Source organism: Vibrio jasicida CAIM 1864 = LMG 25398, from assembly GCF_000400365.1.
Taxonomy (GTDB): Bacteria; Pseudomonadota; Gammaproteobacteria; order Enterobacterales; family Vibrionaceae; genus Vibrio; species Vibrio jasicida.
Genome location: NZ_BAOG01000004.1, coordinates 34,949 through 49,751, shown reverse-complemented (window position 1 = coordinate 49,751; position 14,803 = coordinate 34,949). Strand labels below are relative to the sequence as shown.

Sequence of the window (14,803 nt, the reverse complement as noted above, 5' to 3'; positions counted from 1 at the left end):
CCTTAGGTTAGAGTTAAACTGGGATTTCTTCGCGGCGGAGCATTTCGCCCGCTAGAGCAAGATACGCTTTGGCGCCTGCGGAGTACTTGTCATAGTACATTGCCGGTTTACCGTGGCTCGGCGCTTCGGCCAAACGCACATTACGTGGGATCACGGTACGGTAAACTTTACTACCAAAGTGTTTTTTAAGTTGATCGGATACTTCATTAGACAGGCGGTTACGTGGATCGTACATCGTACGCAGTAAACCTTCGATTTTGAGGTTTTCATTGACCACGGCCGCTAACTTGCTGATTGTATCCATAAGAGCAGTTAAACCTTCTAACGCAAAGTATTCACATTGCATCGGCACCAGCACAGAGTCGGCTGCGGCCATGGCATTGATTGTAAGAAGGTTTAGAGAAGGAGGACAATCAATAAAGATGAAATCATAGTTATCGCGAACTGGCGCAAGTGCGTTTTTTAAACGAACTTCGCGAGCGAACACTTCCATCAATTTGATTTCCGCAGCGGTAACGTCTCCGTTCGCAGCGATAAGATCGTATTTACCAGTGGTTTCAGTGCAAACCACTTGTTCAAACGGGGTATCTTCAACCAGAAGATCATACGCCGTTGCGTCAACCATGTATTTGTCGACACCACTGGCCATAGTAGCATTACCTTGAGGGTCGAGATCGATCACCAAAACCTTGCGCTTTGTTGCCGCCATCGAAGCTGCTAAGTTAATGCACGTTGTTGTTTTGCCGACCCCACCTTTCTGGTTGGCGATTGCTACTATTTTACCCACGATTACCTCGCTAATTTTCCTTGCGCGATAAGATTACTAGATGACGATCACCTTCCAACTCAGGAACAGCTAAAGATATGATCTCTGTCACACTACACCATTCAGGAAGCTGATCCATTTCATCTTTAGGGTGCTGTCCTTTCAGTGCTAGGAACACCCCGTTATCTTGTTTAGGCAGATGGTGACACCATTCCACCATGTCCGTCATTGAAGCAAAAGCTCGACTCAGAACGCCATCAAATTTTTCTTCTGGTTGGAATTCTTCGACACGACTTTGAATAGGCGTCACATTTTTCAGACCTAGCGTATGAACCACTTGTTTAATAAAACGAATGCGTTTGCCTAGACTATCTAGCAAGAAGAACGTTTTATCAGGACTCATTATGGCCAGAGGAATACCTGGTAAACCAGGGCCAGTACCCACATCGATAAAACGCTCGCCTTGTAAGTGAGCGCTAACCACTATGCTATCAAGAATATGTTTCACTAACATCTCAAGTGGATCACGAACCGATGTGAGGTTATACGCTTTGTTCCACTTGTCGAGCAGTTCGACATAGCCGACCAACTGCTCGCGTTGTTTTTCAGATACCTCTAAATCGGTTTTTTCGATTAGGGCATCCAGTTTTGTGCGTAGTGCGCTCATTTACTCGTCCTCGCCTTTTTTCAGCAAGCCGTGTTTTTTCAAGTGAACCAGCAAAATAGAAATTGCCGCAGGGGTAATACCTGAAATTCGAGAGGCAATCCCGATACTTTCCGGTTTTGCTTCCGTCAGCTTAGCTACAACTTCATTAGAAAGACCTTTCACGTATTTGTAGTCCAGATCAGTTGGTAACTTGGTATGCTCATGACGCAATGATTTTTCAATCTCTTCTTGCTGGCGCTTAATGTAACCATCGTATTTCACTTGAATTTCAACTTGCTCTGATGCTTGTTGATCGTCGAGTGCTGGTGCGAACGCATCAAGTTGCGTCAGTTGTGAATACGAGATCTCAGGACGACGAAGAAGATCTTCACCGCTAGCTTCACGTGCCATTGGCGTTTTCAATAGCTTGTTTAGCTCATCGATACCTGCAGAATTCGGATTCATCCACGTCGATTTCAGACGTTGACGCTCGGTTTCCATGTTGTCGATTTTTTCATTGAAACGCGCCCAACGAACATCATTAATCAAACCAAGTTCTCGCGCTTTTTCCGTCAAACGTAAGTCGGCGTTATCTTCACGCAGCAACAGACGGTATTCAGCACGAGACGTAAACATGCGGTATGGCTCTTTGGTACCCATGGTCGACAAATCGTCAATCAACACGCCCATGTAAGCTTGATCACGGCGTGGGCTCCAACCTTCTTTGTCTTGACTATGCAGACTAGCGTTCAGGCCAGCCATTAAACCTTGCGCTGCAGCTTCTTCGTAACCAGTCGTACCGTTGATTTGCCCAGCAAAGAATAGACCACTGATGAATTTGGTTTCGTACGTTTGCTTCAAATCACGAGGGTCGAAGAAATCGTACTCAATCGCGTAGCCTGGACGAACGATATGTGCGTTTTCAAAACCTTTCATTGAACGAACAATTTGCACTTGTACGTCAAATGGCAGGCTGGTGGATATACCGTTCGGATATAACTCGTGCGTTGTTAGACCTTCTGGCTCGATGAAAATCTGATGGCTGTTTTTATCTGCAAAGCGCATCACCTTGTCTTCGATAGACGGGCAGTAACGTGGACCGATACCTTCGATCACACCCGCATACATTGGGCTACGATCGAGGTTATTACGGATCACCTCATGAGTTTGCTCATTGGTGTGCGTAATAAAACATGGGATTTGACGTGGATGTTGATCACGATTACCCATGAAAGAAAATACAGGCGTTGGATTATCACCATGTTGTGCTTCAAGCACTGAGAAATCAACACTGCGTGCATCAATACGTGGTGGTGTGCCTGTTTTTAGACGATCCACACGGAACGGTAGTTCGCGTAGTCGATCCGCTAATGCGATCGACGGTGGATCCCCAGCACGGCCACCAGATGAGCTTTCCATACCAATGTGGATCTTTCCGCCAAGGAAAGTACCAACGGTGAGTACCACCGCTTTAGCTCGGAATTTAAGACCCATTTGCGTAACCACACCAACCGCTCGATCTTGCTCAACAATTAGATCATCAACCGATTGCTGGAACAAAGTAAGGTTTGGGGCGTTTTCTAATGCATCGCGAACATACGCTTTGTACAGCGCTCTGTCCGCTTGTGCACGTGTTGCACGTACTGCCGGACCTTTAGAGGCGTTCAGTGTTCGAAATTGAATACCTGCATGGTCGATAGCTTCTGCCATCAAACCGCCCATAGCATCCACTTCTTTTACTAAGTGACCTTTACCGATACCACCGATAGCTGGGTTACAAGACATTTGGCCTAATGTATCGATGTTATGGGTAAGGAGAAGCGTTTTTTGTCCTGTGCGTGCAGATGCGAGCGCGGCTTCCGTTCCTGCGTGTCCGCCACCGACAACAATGACGTCAAAGTTTTCGTGATAAAGCATGAACTGACCTCAGGTATTCAAAGGATTTAATGGACAGATAAAAAAGAGCGGTATTTTACCTTTTTTCTCTGTGAGAGAGAATCGTTTTCTCGCTTTTCAAATTTTAGTCTCCAAGACTATATATATAAGATCTATATATATGATCTTTTATTGGATCTATTATTAGGATCGACCATTTCTGTGGATAAGTAGAAAATGATCAACAAGATCATGGATCTTCTTTGGATCAAAAGTTGTGATCATGATTTGATCTGATCGAGGATTACCTGAGATCAAAATCGCTACTTATGCACAGGGGTAAAAATGGATCAAAGTTATTATTTGGATAACTAAAGGAAAGTCACTGGATCTTAGTATACTTATCCACAGATGGTTTGGGTGTTTTTTGAGCGGTTGAACAAAATTTTTTGAGAGAAGTTATTTACAATAGGGAGAAACAGAGCCGCAATGCGACTCTGTGATAGAGGAATTAAGCAGAAAAGCGAGCCAGATTTTCCTTCAACCACACTTCTGCAGCGTCTTCAGGTACGTCGTAGCTAAGTACATCAATCTTCAAGCAGTCTGTGATTGGTGTTGCGCCAATGTCTTCTAATAGGTCGAAAGCATGTTGGCCAGCAGCACAGAACGTATCGTAACTTGAGTCACCAATTGCTATCACAGCAAACTTTACGTCTGCCATCTTAGGCGGTGTGTTTTGTAATGCAGCAATAAAAGGCTGAATGTTATCTGGATATTCACCCGCGCCGTGAGTTGAAGTTATCACCAACCAAGTGCCTTGATTCTCGATAGCAGACAACTCTGGCTGGTTGTGGATCGTTGTTTCGAAGCCGTTTGCGTTGAGGAGATCACTTAAGTGATCTCCTACGTATTCCGCGCCACCTAAAGTACTGCCTGTAATAATGTGGATCATGTGTCTTCCTTATTGAGTCATACCAACGCCCGTAGGTATCTGAGCGTCAGTACAAAAAGAAACGCGGTGGTAAGCTCAAGCCTAACACCGCGCATTTTATTATTTGCCGATACAGAATGAAGAGAAAATTCGGCCGAGTAAGTCATCAGAGCTAAACTCACCAGTAATTTCATTGAGGTGCTGCTGAGTAATGCGTAGCTCTTCTGCGAGGATTTCCCCTGCCATGTACCCTTCTAGCTGCTCTTGGCCGATTTGAAGGTGTTGAGCTGCGCGTTCTAGCGCATCTAGGTGTCGACGGCGCGCCATAAAACCACCTTCAGTGTTACCAGAAAAGCCCATGCACTCTTTTAAGTGAGTGCGCAAAGCATCCACACCCGAGCCCGTCTTCGCTGAGAGGCGGATTAAGGTTGGATCATTGACGTGGCAGATCCCCATACTTTCACCGGTTTGATCCGCTTTATTACGGATCACTGTCATGCCCATATTGTTCGGCAAGCGATCGACAAAATCAGGCCAGATGTCTTTAGGATCGGTGGCGTCGGTTGTTGTACCGTCCACCATGAAAAGCACACGGTCAGCTTGTGCAATTTCGTCCCAAGCGCGTTCGATACCGATTTTCTCTACTTCATCTGAAGCGTCACGCAGACCAGCAGTATCGATGATGTGCAGTGGCATTCCATCAATATGGATGTGCTCTCGTAGTACGTCACGAGTAGTGCCTGCGATATCGGTTACGATGGCGGACTCTTTACCTGACAGTGCATTCAATAGGCTTGATTTACCCGCATTAGGACGACCTGCAATGACAACTTTCATGCCCTCGCGCATGAGCGCACCTTGGTTAGCTTCTTTACGCACGGCATCAAGGTTGTCGATGATGGCTTGCAAGTCTCCAGACACTTTACCATCTGCAAGAAAGTCGATTTCTTCTTCAGGAAAGTCGATAGCTGCTTCTACGTAGATACGCAGATGAATAAGAGATTCCACCAGCGTTTGAATACGCTGTGAGAATTGACCTTGTAGCGACTGAAGTGCCGATTTTGCGGCTTCTTCAGAGCTAGCATCAATCAGGTCAGCGATGGCCTCTGCTTGGGTTAAATCCATCTTATCGTTTAAGAACGCGCGCTCAGAGAACTCACCAGGACGTGCGGCACGAACGCCCTCAATACCCAAGATGCGCTTGATCAGCATGTCCATTACCACGGGGCCACCGTGGCCCTGCAGCTCTAACACATCTTCGCCTGTGAACGAGTGTGGGTTAGGGAAGTAAAGGGCAATGCCTTGGTCTAGCACGGTGCCATCTTCTGCTTGAAATGGCAGGTATTCTGCGTAGCGAGGCTTTAGGTTTTTACCGGTTACCTCTAGTGCTACTTGGTTGGCCTTAGGGCCAGAAACACGAATAATGCCGACACCGCCACGACCCGGTGCGGTTGCTTGAGCGACAATCGTATCTGTAGTCATAATCTTGCCTTTTGAGCTGGGCTATAGGATTTGAAGTCCTAGGGAGCCATAACCATTAATTAGCTGAATTGTAATCAGCCAAAAACAAAAAGGCGACCTTTTGGCCGCCTTTCTTATTCTTTTACTAAAAGGTTACTTGGTGTGTAAGCCTTTTTTCTCCAGCGCTTTGTAAATCAAAGTTTGTTGGATCAGCGTAACGATGTTCGACACCAACCAGTATAGAACTAGGCCTGATGGGAAGAACAAGAAGAAGAAGGTAAACATAACCGGCATAAAGGTCATGATCTTCTGCTGCATTGGATCCGTTACTGTCGTTGGGCTCATTTTCTGGATTAGGAACATTGATGCACCCATCAGAAGTGGCAGGATGTAGTACGGGTCCTGCGCTGAAAGGTCATGAATCCAACCGAAGAATGGTGAGTGACGTAGCTCAACCGATTCCATTAGTGCCCAGTATAGCGCGATGAAGATTGGCATCTGTAGGATAAGAGGTAAACAGCCACCCAGTGGGTTCACTTTCTCTTTCTTATACAGTTCCATCATCTCTTGGCTCATACGCTGACGGTCATCACCGATACGTTCACGCATTGCTTGCAGTTTAGGCTGTAGCATGCGCATTTTCGCCATAGACGTATATTGCGCTTTCGTTAGTGGGTACATTGCACCACGAACGATGAAGGTCAAACAGATGATTGCCACACCCCAGTTACCCACGAAGCTTTGGATGAAAGCAAGCAATGAGTGAAGTGGTTTAGCGATGAACCATAACCAACCGTAGTCAACTACTAAGTCTAGGTTTGGTGCTACTGCTGCCATGTCATTTTGTAGTTTAGGGCCAACCCATAGCGTCGCTTCGAACTGAGCTTGGTCACCTGTTGCGATAGTTTTGTTCGGCATACGAACGCCGATATCGCCAAGGTTACCAATTACGCGAGTGTATAGGTTTGTACCTGGTTCGTTACGTGGGATCCACGCTGCAGCGAAGTAGTGTTGGATCATTGCTGCCCAACCTTGGCCGTCTGCTAGGTTGATAGACAGGTTACGATCCTGCATATCTTCGAAGCTGTATTTCTTGTAACGAACATCTTCAGTTGAGTAAGCACCGCCACGGTAAGTTGGCATCGTGATGCTACCGCCTGCGTCCATTAGGTTTTGACGCAAGTGAGCGTACATACCAAAGGTTGCATTGTTACCTGAGTTGTTCACGACATCGTATTCTACGTTTAGCGCGTAGCTGCCACGTGTGAATACGTAAGTCTTAGTGTATTCGATACCGTTCGCAGTGAAAGTCATTGGAACACGCAGTTCGTCTTGACCGTCAGCCATAGTAAAGCTGTCTGCGCTCACGTTGTAGTGAGGACGGTTAGTGCTGCTTAGGTCAATACCTTGAGGACCCACTAGACCGCTTTGTGCGATGAACTGGTGGCCTTTAGTATCTTTAAGCAGAACGAAAGGGTCTGATGAATCAAGTTCAGCAGCGTATTTGTTTAGGTCGGCATGTACCACATCGCCACCAACGGTGTCGATCGACAGAGTTAAAACATCAGTCGTTACTGTGATAGTTTTTGCAGAAGCTTGCTGTTGACCAGGAACTGGGTCTAGATCGTCAGCAAAAGATGGTGCAGGTAGAGTACTGCTTGATTGAGCCTGTTCAACCGCTTGAGGTGCTGGGTTCTTTGCTACTTGCCATTGTTGAAATAGCAAGAAAGAAACCAGTGCCAGAGCGATGAGCAGGATATTACGTTGAGAATCCATCGTTAGTTATCTCTGTCTTGTTTTTGGACTGGTGGAACGGGGTCATACCCCCCTTCATTCAAAGGGTGGCATTTTAATAGACGTTTGCCTGATAACCAACATCCTTTTACAAAACCGTGAGCTCTCAAAGCTTCTAGCGCGTAAGTAGAACAAGTTGGTGTGAACCGGCAACGAGGACCAATCAAAGGGCTGATAAACCAGCGATACAGATTAACGAGCCCAATGGCTATCCACGTGAAGGGCGAGACAGGCGATGCCATAGCTTATCAAACAACTTAAATAGTTCCTCATTGCTTAAATCTTGCGCGCTTTTCTTGGCAATCACAACAAAATCTTTATTTGGAAGTTGATGTTGATTGTTACGAAAGCTTTCACGAGCCAAACGCTTAAAGCGGTTTCTACCGACAGCAGTTTTGATTTGCTTTTTCGGAACAGCTAAACCTAATCGTGGGTGAGAAAGTTTGTTATTGCGAGCAATGATGGTGAAATGAGGCGAGCCAGCTCGATGAGCTTGCTGGAAGACGTTTTGATAATGCTCGGGAGTTAACAAGCGTAACTCCCGATTAAACGCGTACGTGTTCAAAATAAACTAGCGATTATTTTGATAGGCGCGCACGGCCTTTTGCACGACGTGCGTTGATAACTTTACGACCGTTCTTAGTTGCCATGCGAGCACGGAAGCCGTGAGTACGCTTGCGCTTTAGAACTGTAGGTTGAAAAGTGCGTTTCATGATAATTACCTTTACTGATCAGTAGTTTTAGGTTCTTGTTAAACCCGGCGTGGGCAATATGCTTTCTTATATAAAGAAACTCTTTATATAGAGAGAAGCAACCGACGCCTCTCAACAAAGAGGCGGAATTGTAATCACACTCACATAATGTGTCAATGACTCATGAGTACGAAATTCCGGCCGAGCGATTATACGTAGTGTGAGTAAAATCTCAAGGATCGATTGATCTTGATGCTTGATCTTTACTCTATCCCCACTTGGTTAAGGAATTTTTGCAGTCGAGGATCTTGTGGATTATCGAAGATATCTTGTGGAGAACCTTGCTCGACAATGTTGCCTTCGGCCATAAAGATCACTCGGTCAGCGACTTCTTTCGCAAATTGCATTTCATGTGTGACCACCAGCATGGTCTGATGTTGGTTAGCTAACTTCTTCATTAATGAGAGAACTTCTCCAACCCATTCAGGATCCAACGCAGAAGTTGGCTCATCAAACAGCAGCAGTTCAGGTTGAAGTGCCATCGCTCGACCGATGCCCACACGTTGTTGTTGGCCACCAGACAATGCCGCTGGATAACTTTCGCCTTTATCACCAAGACCGATGTCATCCAGAATCTCTTGAGCACGCTGAAGTGCGTCGTCTTTCTTCCAACCGCGTACCGTGATCAAGCCCTCTGCGATGTTCTGACGTGCATTCATATGGGCAAACAAGGCATAGTTTTGGAAAACAAACCCAGTGCGGCGTCGCAGGGCTAATACTTCGGCTTTGGTATGCTTTTGTGTGTCGACGGAAATGTCATCAACGGTGATGCGACCTTCATCCGCTTGCTCAAGAAAGTTCACCGTGCGCAGTAATGTCGATTTACCCGTACCGCTGGACCCTATAATGACGATGATCTCACCTTGTTGGATATCGAGATCAATGCCTTTTAACACTTCAGTGTCACCAAAGCGTTTGTGGATGTTTTCTAATTTGATCATCGTACGTACGCCTTATTCAATTTCGCTTCTGCCCAAATTTGTACTCGCGTCAGAATTACAACTACCCCCCAGTAAATTAGGGCGACAGCAAGAAACGCTTCAAAGAAGCGGAAACTCGATGACGCTTCCATTTGTGCTTTGGCCATGATTTCTGCCACACCAAGAGTGAAGGCGAGGGAAGTCGACTTAATCATATCGATGAAATAGTTCATCAATGAAGGCAGTGCGACACGCGTTGCCTGCGGAAGAATCACACGGCGCATGGCCTGTGGGGTTGTCATTCCAACCGATAAGCTCGCTTCCATTTGGCTACGATCAATGCCGATGATTGCGGCTCGGATGCTTTCCGCCATATACGCAGCAAAATGCAGTGTTAAACCAATCACTGCCGCTGAGAAGGCATCAAGACCGACCATGATCGGGAAGATTTGTGGTAAGCCGTAGTAAAGTAAAAACAGTTGAACTAAAAGTGGGGTCCCACGGAAGAAGCTGATGTAAAGTTGGCTCAATTGATCGAGAACTGGCAGCTTAAATACGCGAATATTAGCTAAAATGATGGCTAAAATCAGTGAAAAGACCAATCCCCATGTGGCCATTTCCATGGTTGTGCCAAGATACTTGAGCAGTATTGGCAGCAGTTCCAACATGTAATTAAAATCAAATCCCATACGACTTACCTTGAGAAAAGAAAAGGTGGAATACGAAGTTCCACCTTGTCATTGAGTTAAAAAAGGACGCGAGATAAAGCTCTGCGTCCTAAAAGAAGAAAAGTTTTACTTAGTGATGTCGGCACCAAACCATTTCACTGAAATCTTCTCTACTGTTCCGTCGGCGCGCATTTCTGCAAGTGCTTTATTCACTTCCGCCTGTAGCTTACGACCTTTTTCGTTATCAACGAATGGCCAAGCGTTTTCAATGGTTTCAAATGGTTCACCCGCCAGTTGCAGCGGTAGACCTGTTTTCTTAATCAGTTCTAGTGCAGACAAACGGTCCATGATGAAGGCATCAGCACGGCCCAGCGCCACATCATGTTCAATACCCGTATCGTAAGTTTTGATGTTAATCTTGCCGTCTTTGTCGTAACTGCGAAGCAACTGTTCAAAGTTAGAGCCTAGGTTAACTGCAACCGTTTTGCCTGCTAGGTCTTCCACGCCTTGGATGCTGTCATTGCCTTTACGTACCGTGATTTGAGCGCCATCTACCACGTATGGATCAGCAAATAGGTATTTCGCTTTACGTGCGTCTGTCATGGTGATTTGGTTCGAGATGGTATCAATACGACCTGTTTCTAGCAGGCCAAACAAACCAGAAAAGTTCGCTGTGACGTATTCGATCTTGTAGTCGTTACGTTTACCGATTTCATCCCACATATCCACTTCGAAACCTTGCAGCTTATCTTGCTTCACAAAGGTGAATGGGAAGTAGCGGCCAGACATGCCTACTTTTACTTCAGTAGCGGCAGTGTCGACAGCTGCTTGAACAGTCGCAGCAGACAAAGCGATGGCTGCAACGGCAACCTTAATCCAGTTTTTCATAATACATCTCCATACTTTTATGGTTGGAAATACTACTGTCAGTTAGCTCAATTAAATAAATAACCAAGTGCAATAACCTAGTCCTGAGAGTAATAAGATCGTATTTGGTATAGAGAGTAGGCAAAAATTAGCAATAAATGATGAAAAAACGATCGAAAAGAGCAGGAGTGGCGATCAAAAAACAACGGTGACGGAAAATTCATACACAGAGTTATCACCAATTACTGGATCTGACGGATTTTGCCCAAATGTGGATCGTTGTGTGGGCAATCTTGGGGCAAGATGTGTTGATCTCTCTATGTTCAGCTAAATAATTGTGAATAACTTAGATCTTATTCACTGGATCGTCGATCAATTGCTGGCGATCTTGGTTATCAACAGGTAAAATTGCCAGTCTTTTCCGATAATTCAAATACTCAGTGGGGGCACCGTGTCATCTTCGCTTTGGTTGCAATGTTTGCAGCAGCTTCAAGAAGAGCTACCAGCTACAGAATTCAGCATGTGGGTTCGTCCGTTACAAGCGGAGCTCAATGACAATACTCTCACTCTGTTCGCCCCAAACCGCTTTGTTTTGGACTGGGTTCGTGACAAGTACCTGAACAGCATCAACCGTTTACTGCAAGAATACTGCGGTAACGACGTCCCTAGCTTGCGCTTTGAAGTGGGCAGCCGCCCAGTTGCAGCGCCTAAGCCGGTACCGACACGTACGCCGGCCGATGTGGCTGCTGAGTCTTCAGCGCCTGCACAATTGCAAGCTCGCAAACCTGTACATAAAACGTGGGATGACGACGCTCAAGCGATTGCGAACATCAACCACCGCTCAAACGTGAACCCGAAACACAAGTTCAACAACTTCGTTGAGGGTAAGTCGAACCAACTTGGTTTAGCGGCAGCACGTCAGGTTTCAGATAACCCAGGCGCAGCCTACAACCCACTTTTCCTATATGGTGGTACGGGTTTAGGTAAAACACACTTGCTTCACGCTGTAGGCAACGCGATTGTGGATAACAATCCAAACGCAAAAGTGGTGTACATGCACTCTGAGCGTTTTGTGCAAGATATGGTAAAGGCACTGCAAAACAACGCGATTGAAGAATTCAAACGTTACTACCGCAGTGTTGATGCACTTCTTATCGATGACATCCAATTCTTTGCTAATAAAGAGCGTTCACAGGAAGAATTTTTCCATACCTTCAACGCGTTATTGGAAGGCAACCAACAGATCATTCTAACGTCTGACCGTTATCCAAAAGAGATCAGCGGTGTAGAAGATCGTCTGAAATCTCGCTTTGGTTGGGGTCTGACTGTTGCGATCGAGCCACCAGAACTTGAAACGCGCGTGGCGATCTTGATGAAGAAAGCAGAAGACCATCAAATCCACCTAGCGGATGAAGTGGCCTTCTTTATTGCTAAGCGTCTACGCTCAAATGTTCGTGAGCTCGAAGGTGCACTGAACCGCGTTATCGCAAACGCAAACTTTACGGGTCGTCCAATTACGATTGATTTCGTTCGTGAAGCGCTACGTGACTTGTTGGCACTGCAAGAAAAGCTCGTGACCATCGACAACATTCAAAAGACGGTGGCGGAATACTACAAAATTAAAGTGGCGGACCTGCTGTCTAAACGTCGCTCTCGCTCGGTTGCTCGTCCTCGCCAGTTGGCAATGGCATTAGCAAAAGAGCTGACCAACCACAGCTTGCCGGAAATCGGCGATGCATTTGGTGGTCGTGACCACACCACGGTACTGCATGCTTGTCGCAAGATTGAGCAGCTGCGTGAAGAGAGCCACGATATTAAAGAAGATTACTCTAACTTGATTCGCACCCTGTCTTCTTAATCGGTTAGAATGACAGTATTCCAAGCAAATCATTAATTGAGCTGACAGCGTAAAGAGCCAAGCATGAAATTTACTATTGAACGTAGTCATTTAATCAAACCGCTACAACAGGTTTCAGGCGCATTAGGCGGCCGACCGACCCTACCAATTCTGGGTAACCTACTGCTTAAAGTAGAAGATAATGTGTTATCCATGACCGCGACCGACTTGGAAGTGGAATTGGTGAGCAAAGTGACTCTAGAAGGGGATTTTGAAGCGGGCAGCATTACCGTTCCTTCTCGTAAGTTTCTCGATATCTGCCGCGGTCTTCCAGATGACTCTATCATCACCTTCGTGCTGGAAGGCGATCGTGTACAAGTTCGTTCTGGTCGTAGCCGTTTTTCATTGGCCACACTTCCTGCGAACGATTTTCCGAACATCGAAGATTGGCAGAGTGAAGTTGAAGTGTCACTGACTCAGTCTGATCTACGTACACTGATCGAAAAAACACAGTTCTCAATGGCGAACCAAGACGTTCGTTATTACCTAAACGGCATGCTGTTTGAAATCGACGGTACGACGCTACGCAGTGTAGCGACTGATGGTCACCGTATGGCAGTATCTCAAACACAACTGGGTGCAGATTTTGCGCAAAAGCAAATCATCGTGCCACGTAAAGGCGTACAAGAGCTGGTTAAGCTAATGGATGCGCCAGAGCAACCTGTTGTACTACAAATCGGTAGTTCAAATGTGCGTGCAGAAGTGAACAACTTCATTTTTACTTCTAAGCTCGTTGATGGCCGTTTCCCAGATTATCGCCGCGTAATGCCGCAAAGTACCAACAAAACATTAGAAGCAAGCTGTGATGAATTACGCCAAGCGTTTTCTCGCGCTGCCATTCTTTCTAATGAAAAATTCCGTGGTGTTCGCGTGAATCTTGCGGGCAGTGAAATGCGCATTACGGCGAACAACCCAGAGCAAGAAGAAGCAGAAGAGATGCTGGACGTAACCTTTGAAGGTGACGCGATCGAAATCGGCTTCAACGTAAGCTATGTGCTGGATGTGCTTAATACATTGCGCTGTGAAAAAGTGCGAGTGTCGATGTCGGATGCCAACGCCAGTGCGTTGATTGAAAACGCAGACGACGACAGTGCCATGTATGTGGTAATGCCAATTCGTCTATAAGCCATCTGAATGCCACTTTCTCGCCTTATCATTCAGCAATTTCGAAACATTAAAGCCTGTGATATTCATTTATCGACAGGCTTTAACTTTCTTATTGGACCGAACGGCAGCGGTAAAACCAGTGTCTTAGAAGCGATTTACTTGCTCGGACATGGACGCTCTTTCAAGAGCTCGTTGACCGGACGAATCATCCAAAATGAGTGTGATGAACTGTTTGTTCATGGTCGTTTTTTGAACTCGGATCAATTTGAGCTACCTATAGGCATTAATAAGCAGCGTGATGGTTCAACAGAGGTTAAAATAGGCGGTCAATCTGGGCAAAAACTGGCGCAGCTTGCACAAGTTCTGCCGTTGCAGTTGATACATCCAGAAGGGTTTGATCTCCTTACGGATGGACCTAAACATCGCCGTGCATTCATCGATTGGGGTGTGTTTCATACGGAACCCGCTTTTTATGATGCATGGGGGCGATTTAAACGTCTCAACAAGCAACGTAATGCACTGTTAAAAACCGCTAACAGTTATCGAGAGCTCAGTTATTGGGATCAAGAAATGGCTAGGTTGGCTGAAAATATCAGCCAATGGCGTGCGCATTACATCGAACAGATGAAAACCGTAGCGGAAACCATCTGCCAGACATTTTTGCCAGAATTTGAGATCCAATTAAAGTATTATCGTGGATGGGATAAAGATACACCCTATCATGAGATACTAGAAAAGAATTTCGGGCGTGATCAGTCATTGGGGTACACCTTTAGTGGCCCGAATAAGGCTGATTTGCGAATTAAAGTGAATGGAACACCAGTAGAAGATGTTCTTTCACGCGGTCAGTTAAAACTCATGGTGTGTGCATTGCGTGTAGCGCAGGGGCAACATCTTACCGAGATGACCGGAAAACAATGTATTTACCTAATTGACGACTTTGCGTCGGAATTAGACAGCCAACGTCGCAAGCGTCTTGCTGACTGCTTAAAAGAGACGGGCGCACAAGTATTTGTAAGCTCTATCACTGATAGCCAAATCGCCGATATGTTGGACGATACGGGCAAATTGTTTCATGTGGAACATGGCAGGATAGAGTCAAACTAGAAGAGAGAAACT

At 46.0% G+C, this 14,803-nt stretch carries 15 protein-coding genes; 3 read left to right on the top strand and 12 right to left on the bottom strand.

The features are described 5' to 3' along the window. Positions 1-13: 13 nt before the first annotated feature. From VJL_RS01855 to VJL_RS01805, 12 genes are all read right to left on the bottom strand, one after another. Positions 14-787, bottom strand: coding sequence for a ParA family protein (locus tag VJL_RS01855; protein ID WP_038870193.1), 774 nt, complete (start codon positions 785-787; stop codon positions 14-16). A 10-nt stretch (positions 788-797) separates the two neighbouring features. Further along, a complete protein-coding gene (gene rsmG, locus VJL_RS01850) occupies positions 798-1,433 on the bottom strand; it encodes a 16S rRNA (guanine(527)-N(7))-methyltransferase RsmG (protein WP_038875192.1) in 636 nt (211 codons plus the stop codon). Beyond that, positions 1,434-3,329 (bottom strand): tRNA uridine-5-carboxymethylaminomethyl(34) synthesis enzyme MnmG, encoded by a 1,896-nt coding sequence (gene mnmG, locus VJL_RS01845; RefSeq protein ID WP_038875190.1) that lies wholly within the window; start codon positions 3,327-3,329, stop codon positions 1,434-1,436. A 469-nt stretch (positions 3,330-3,798) separates the two neighbouring features. Next, complete coding sequence (gene mioC, locus VJL_RS01840; protein ID WP_038870197.1) at positions 3,799-4,239, bottom strand: FMN-binding protein MioC; 441 nt, start codon at positions 4,237-4,239, stop codon at positions 3,799-3,801. Between the two features lie 99 nt (positions 4,240-4,338). After that, on the bottom strand, positions 4,339-5,700 hold the full coding sequence (mnmE, locus tag VJL_RS01835; protein ID WP_038875188.1) for a tRNA uridine-5-carboxymethylaminomethyl(34) synthesis GTPase MnmE: 1,362 nt from the start codon (positions 5,698-5,700) through the stop codon (positions 4,339-4,341). A 132-nt stretch (positions 5,701-5,832) separates the two neighbouring features. After that, positions 5,833-7,455, bottom strand: coding sequence for a membrane protein insertase YidC (gene yidC / locus VJL_RS01830; RefSeq protein WP_038870200.1), 1,623 nt, complete (start codon positions 7,453-7,455; stop codon positions 5,833-5,835). 2 nt (positions 7,456-7,457) lie between these two features. Continuing rightward, a complete protein-coding gene (gene yidD / locus VJL_RS27645; protein WP_005451046.1) occupies positions 7,458-7,715 on the bottom strand; it encodes a membrane protein insertion efficiency factor YidD in 258 nt (85 codons plus the stop codon). After that, complete coding sequence (rnpA, locus tag VJL_RS01825; RefSeq protein ID WP_009699098.1) at positions 7,682-8,005, bottom strand: ribonuclease P protein component; 324 nt, start codon at positions 8,003-8,005, stop codon at positions 7,682-7,684. Before rnpA ends, yidD begins: the two co-directional genes overlap by 34 nt. 46 nt (positions 8,006-8,051) lie before the next feature. Beyond that, positions 8,052-8,186: a 50S ribosomal protein L34 gene (gene rpmH / locus VJL_RS01820; RefSeq protein ID WP_005378825.1), complete on the bottom strand. Its 135-nt coding sequence runs from the start codon at positions 8,184-8,186 to the stop codon at positions 8,052-8,054. A gap of 242 nt (positions 8,187-8,428) precedes the next feature. Further along, positions 8,429-9,166 (bottom strand): amino acid ABC transporter ATP-binding protein, encoded by a 738-nt coding sequence (locus VJL_RS01815; protein ID WP_038870201.1) that lies wholly within the window; start codon positions 9,164-9,166, stop codon positions 8,429-8,431. Further along, positions 9,163-9,834, bottom strand: a complete 672-nt coding sequence (locus tag VJL_RS01810; protein WP_038870202.1) for an amino acid ABC transporter permease — start codon at positions 9,832-9,834, stop codon at positions 9,163-9,165. Before VJL_RS01810 ends, VJL_RS01815 begins: the two co-directional genes overlap by 4 nt. Positions 9,835-9,939: 105 nt before the next feature. After that, a complete protein-coding gene (locus tag VJL_RS01805) occupies positions 9,940-10,701 on the bottom strand; it encodes an amino acid ABC transporter substrate-binding protein (RefSeq protein WP_038875186.1) in 762 nt (253 codons plus the stop codon). 430 nt (positions 10,702-11,131) lie between these two features. On the opposite strand from VJL_RS01805, the gene dnaA reads away from it, so the two are divergent. The 3 genes from dnaA to recF all read left to right on the top strand — a co-directional run bounded on the left by dnaA (position 11,132) and on the right by recF (position 14,791). Further along, positions 11,132-12,538: a chromosomal replication initiator protein DnaA gene (gene dnaA / locus VJL_RS01800; RefSeq protein WP_038870205.1), complete on the top strand. Its 1,407-nt coding sequence runs from the start codon at positions 11,132-11,134 to the stop codon at positions 12,536-12,538. 63 nt (positions 12,539-12,601) lie between these two features. Then, entirely contained in the window at positions 12,602-13,702 is a 1,101-nt protein-coding gene (gene dnaN, locus VJL_RS01795) for a DNA polymerase III subunit beta (RefSeq protein WP_038870207.1), read from the top strand. 9 nt (positions 13,703-13,711) lie between these two features. After that, the gene (gene recF, locus VJL_RS01790; protein ID WP_038875184.1) at positions 13,712-14,791 is read left to right on the top strand and encodes a DNA replication/repair protein RecF; all 1,080 of its coding nucleotides are present in this window, start codon (positions 13,712-13,714) and stop codon (positions 14,789-14,791) included. Positions 14,792-14,803: the final 12 nt, after the last annotated feature.

Bases quoted from the DNA above. Each gene is read 5' to 3' on its own strand.
- rsmG (WP_038875192.1), bottom strand. From the start codon at position 1,433: ATGAGCGCACTACGCACAAAACTGGATGCCCTAATCGAAAAAACCGAT.
- mnmG (WP_038875190.1), bottom strand. From the start codon at position 3,329: ATGCTTTATCACGAAAACTTTGACGTCATTGTTGTCGGTGGCGGACAC.
- mioC (WP_038870197.1), bottom strand. From the start codon at position 4,239: ATGATCCACATTATTACAGGCAGTACTTTAGGTGGCGCGGAATACGTA.
- mnmE (WP_038875188.1), bottom strand. From the start codon at position 5,700: ATGACTACAGATACGATTGTCGCTCAAGCAACCGCACCGGGTCGTGGC.
- yidC (WP_038870200.1), bottom strand. From the start codon at position 7,455: ATGGATTCTCAACGTAATATCCTGCTCATCGCTCTGGCACTGGTTTCT.
- yidD (WP_005451046.1), bottom strand. From the start codon at position 7,715: ATGGCATCGCCTGTCTCGCCCTTCACGTGGATAGCCATTGGGCTCGTT.
- rpmH (WP_005378825.1), bottom strand. From the start codon at position 8,186: ATGAAACGCACTTTTCAACCTACAGTTCTAAAGCGCAAGCGTACTCAC.
- VJL_RS01815 (WP_038870201.1), bottom strand. From the start codon at position 9,166: ATGATCAAATTAGAAAACATCCACAAACGCTTTGGTGACACTGAAGTG.
- VJL_RS01810 (WP_038870202.1), bottom strand. From the start codon at position 9,834: ATGGGATTTGATTTTAATTACATGTTGGAACTGCTGCCAATACTGCTC.
- VJL_RS01805 (WP_038875186.1), bottom strand. From the start codon at position 10,701: ATGAAAAACTGGATTAAGGTTGCCGTTGCAGCCATCGCTTTGTCTGCT.
- dnaN (WP_038870207.1), top strand. From the start codon at position 12,602: ATGAAATTTACTATTGAACGTAGTCATTTAATCAAACCGCTACAACAG.
- recF (WP_038875184.1), top strand. From the start codon at position 13,712: ATGCCACTTTCTCGCCTTATCATTCAGCAATTTCGAAACATTAAAGCC.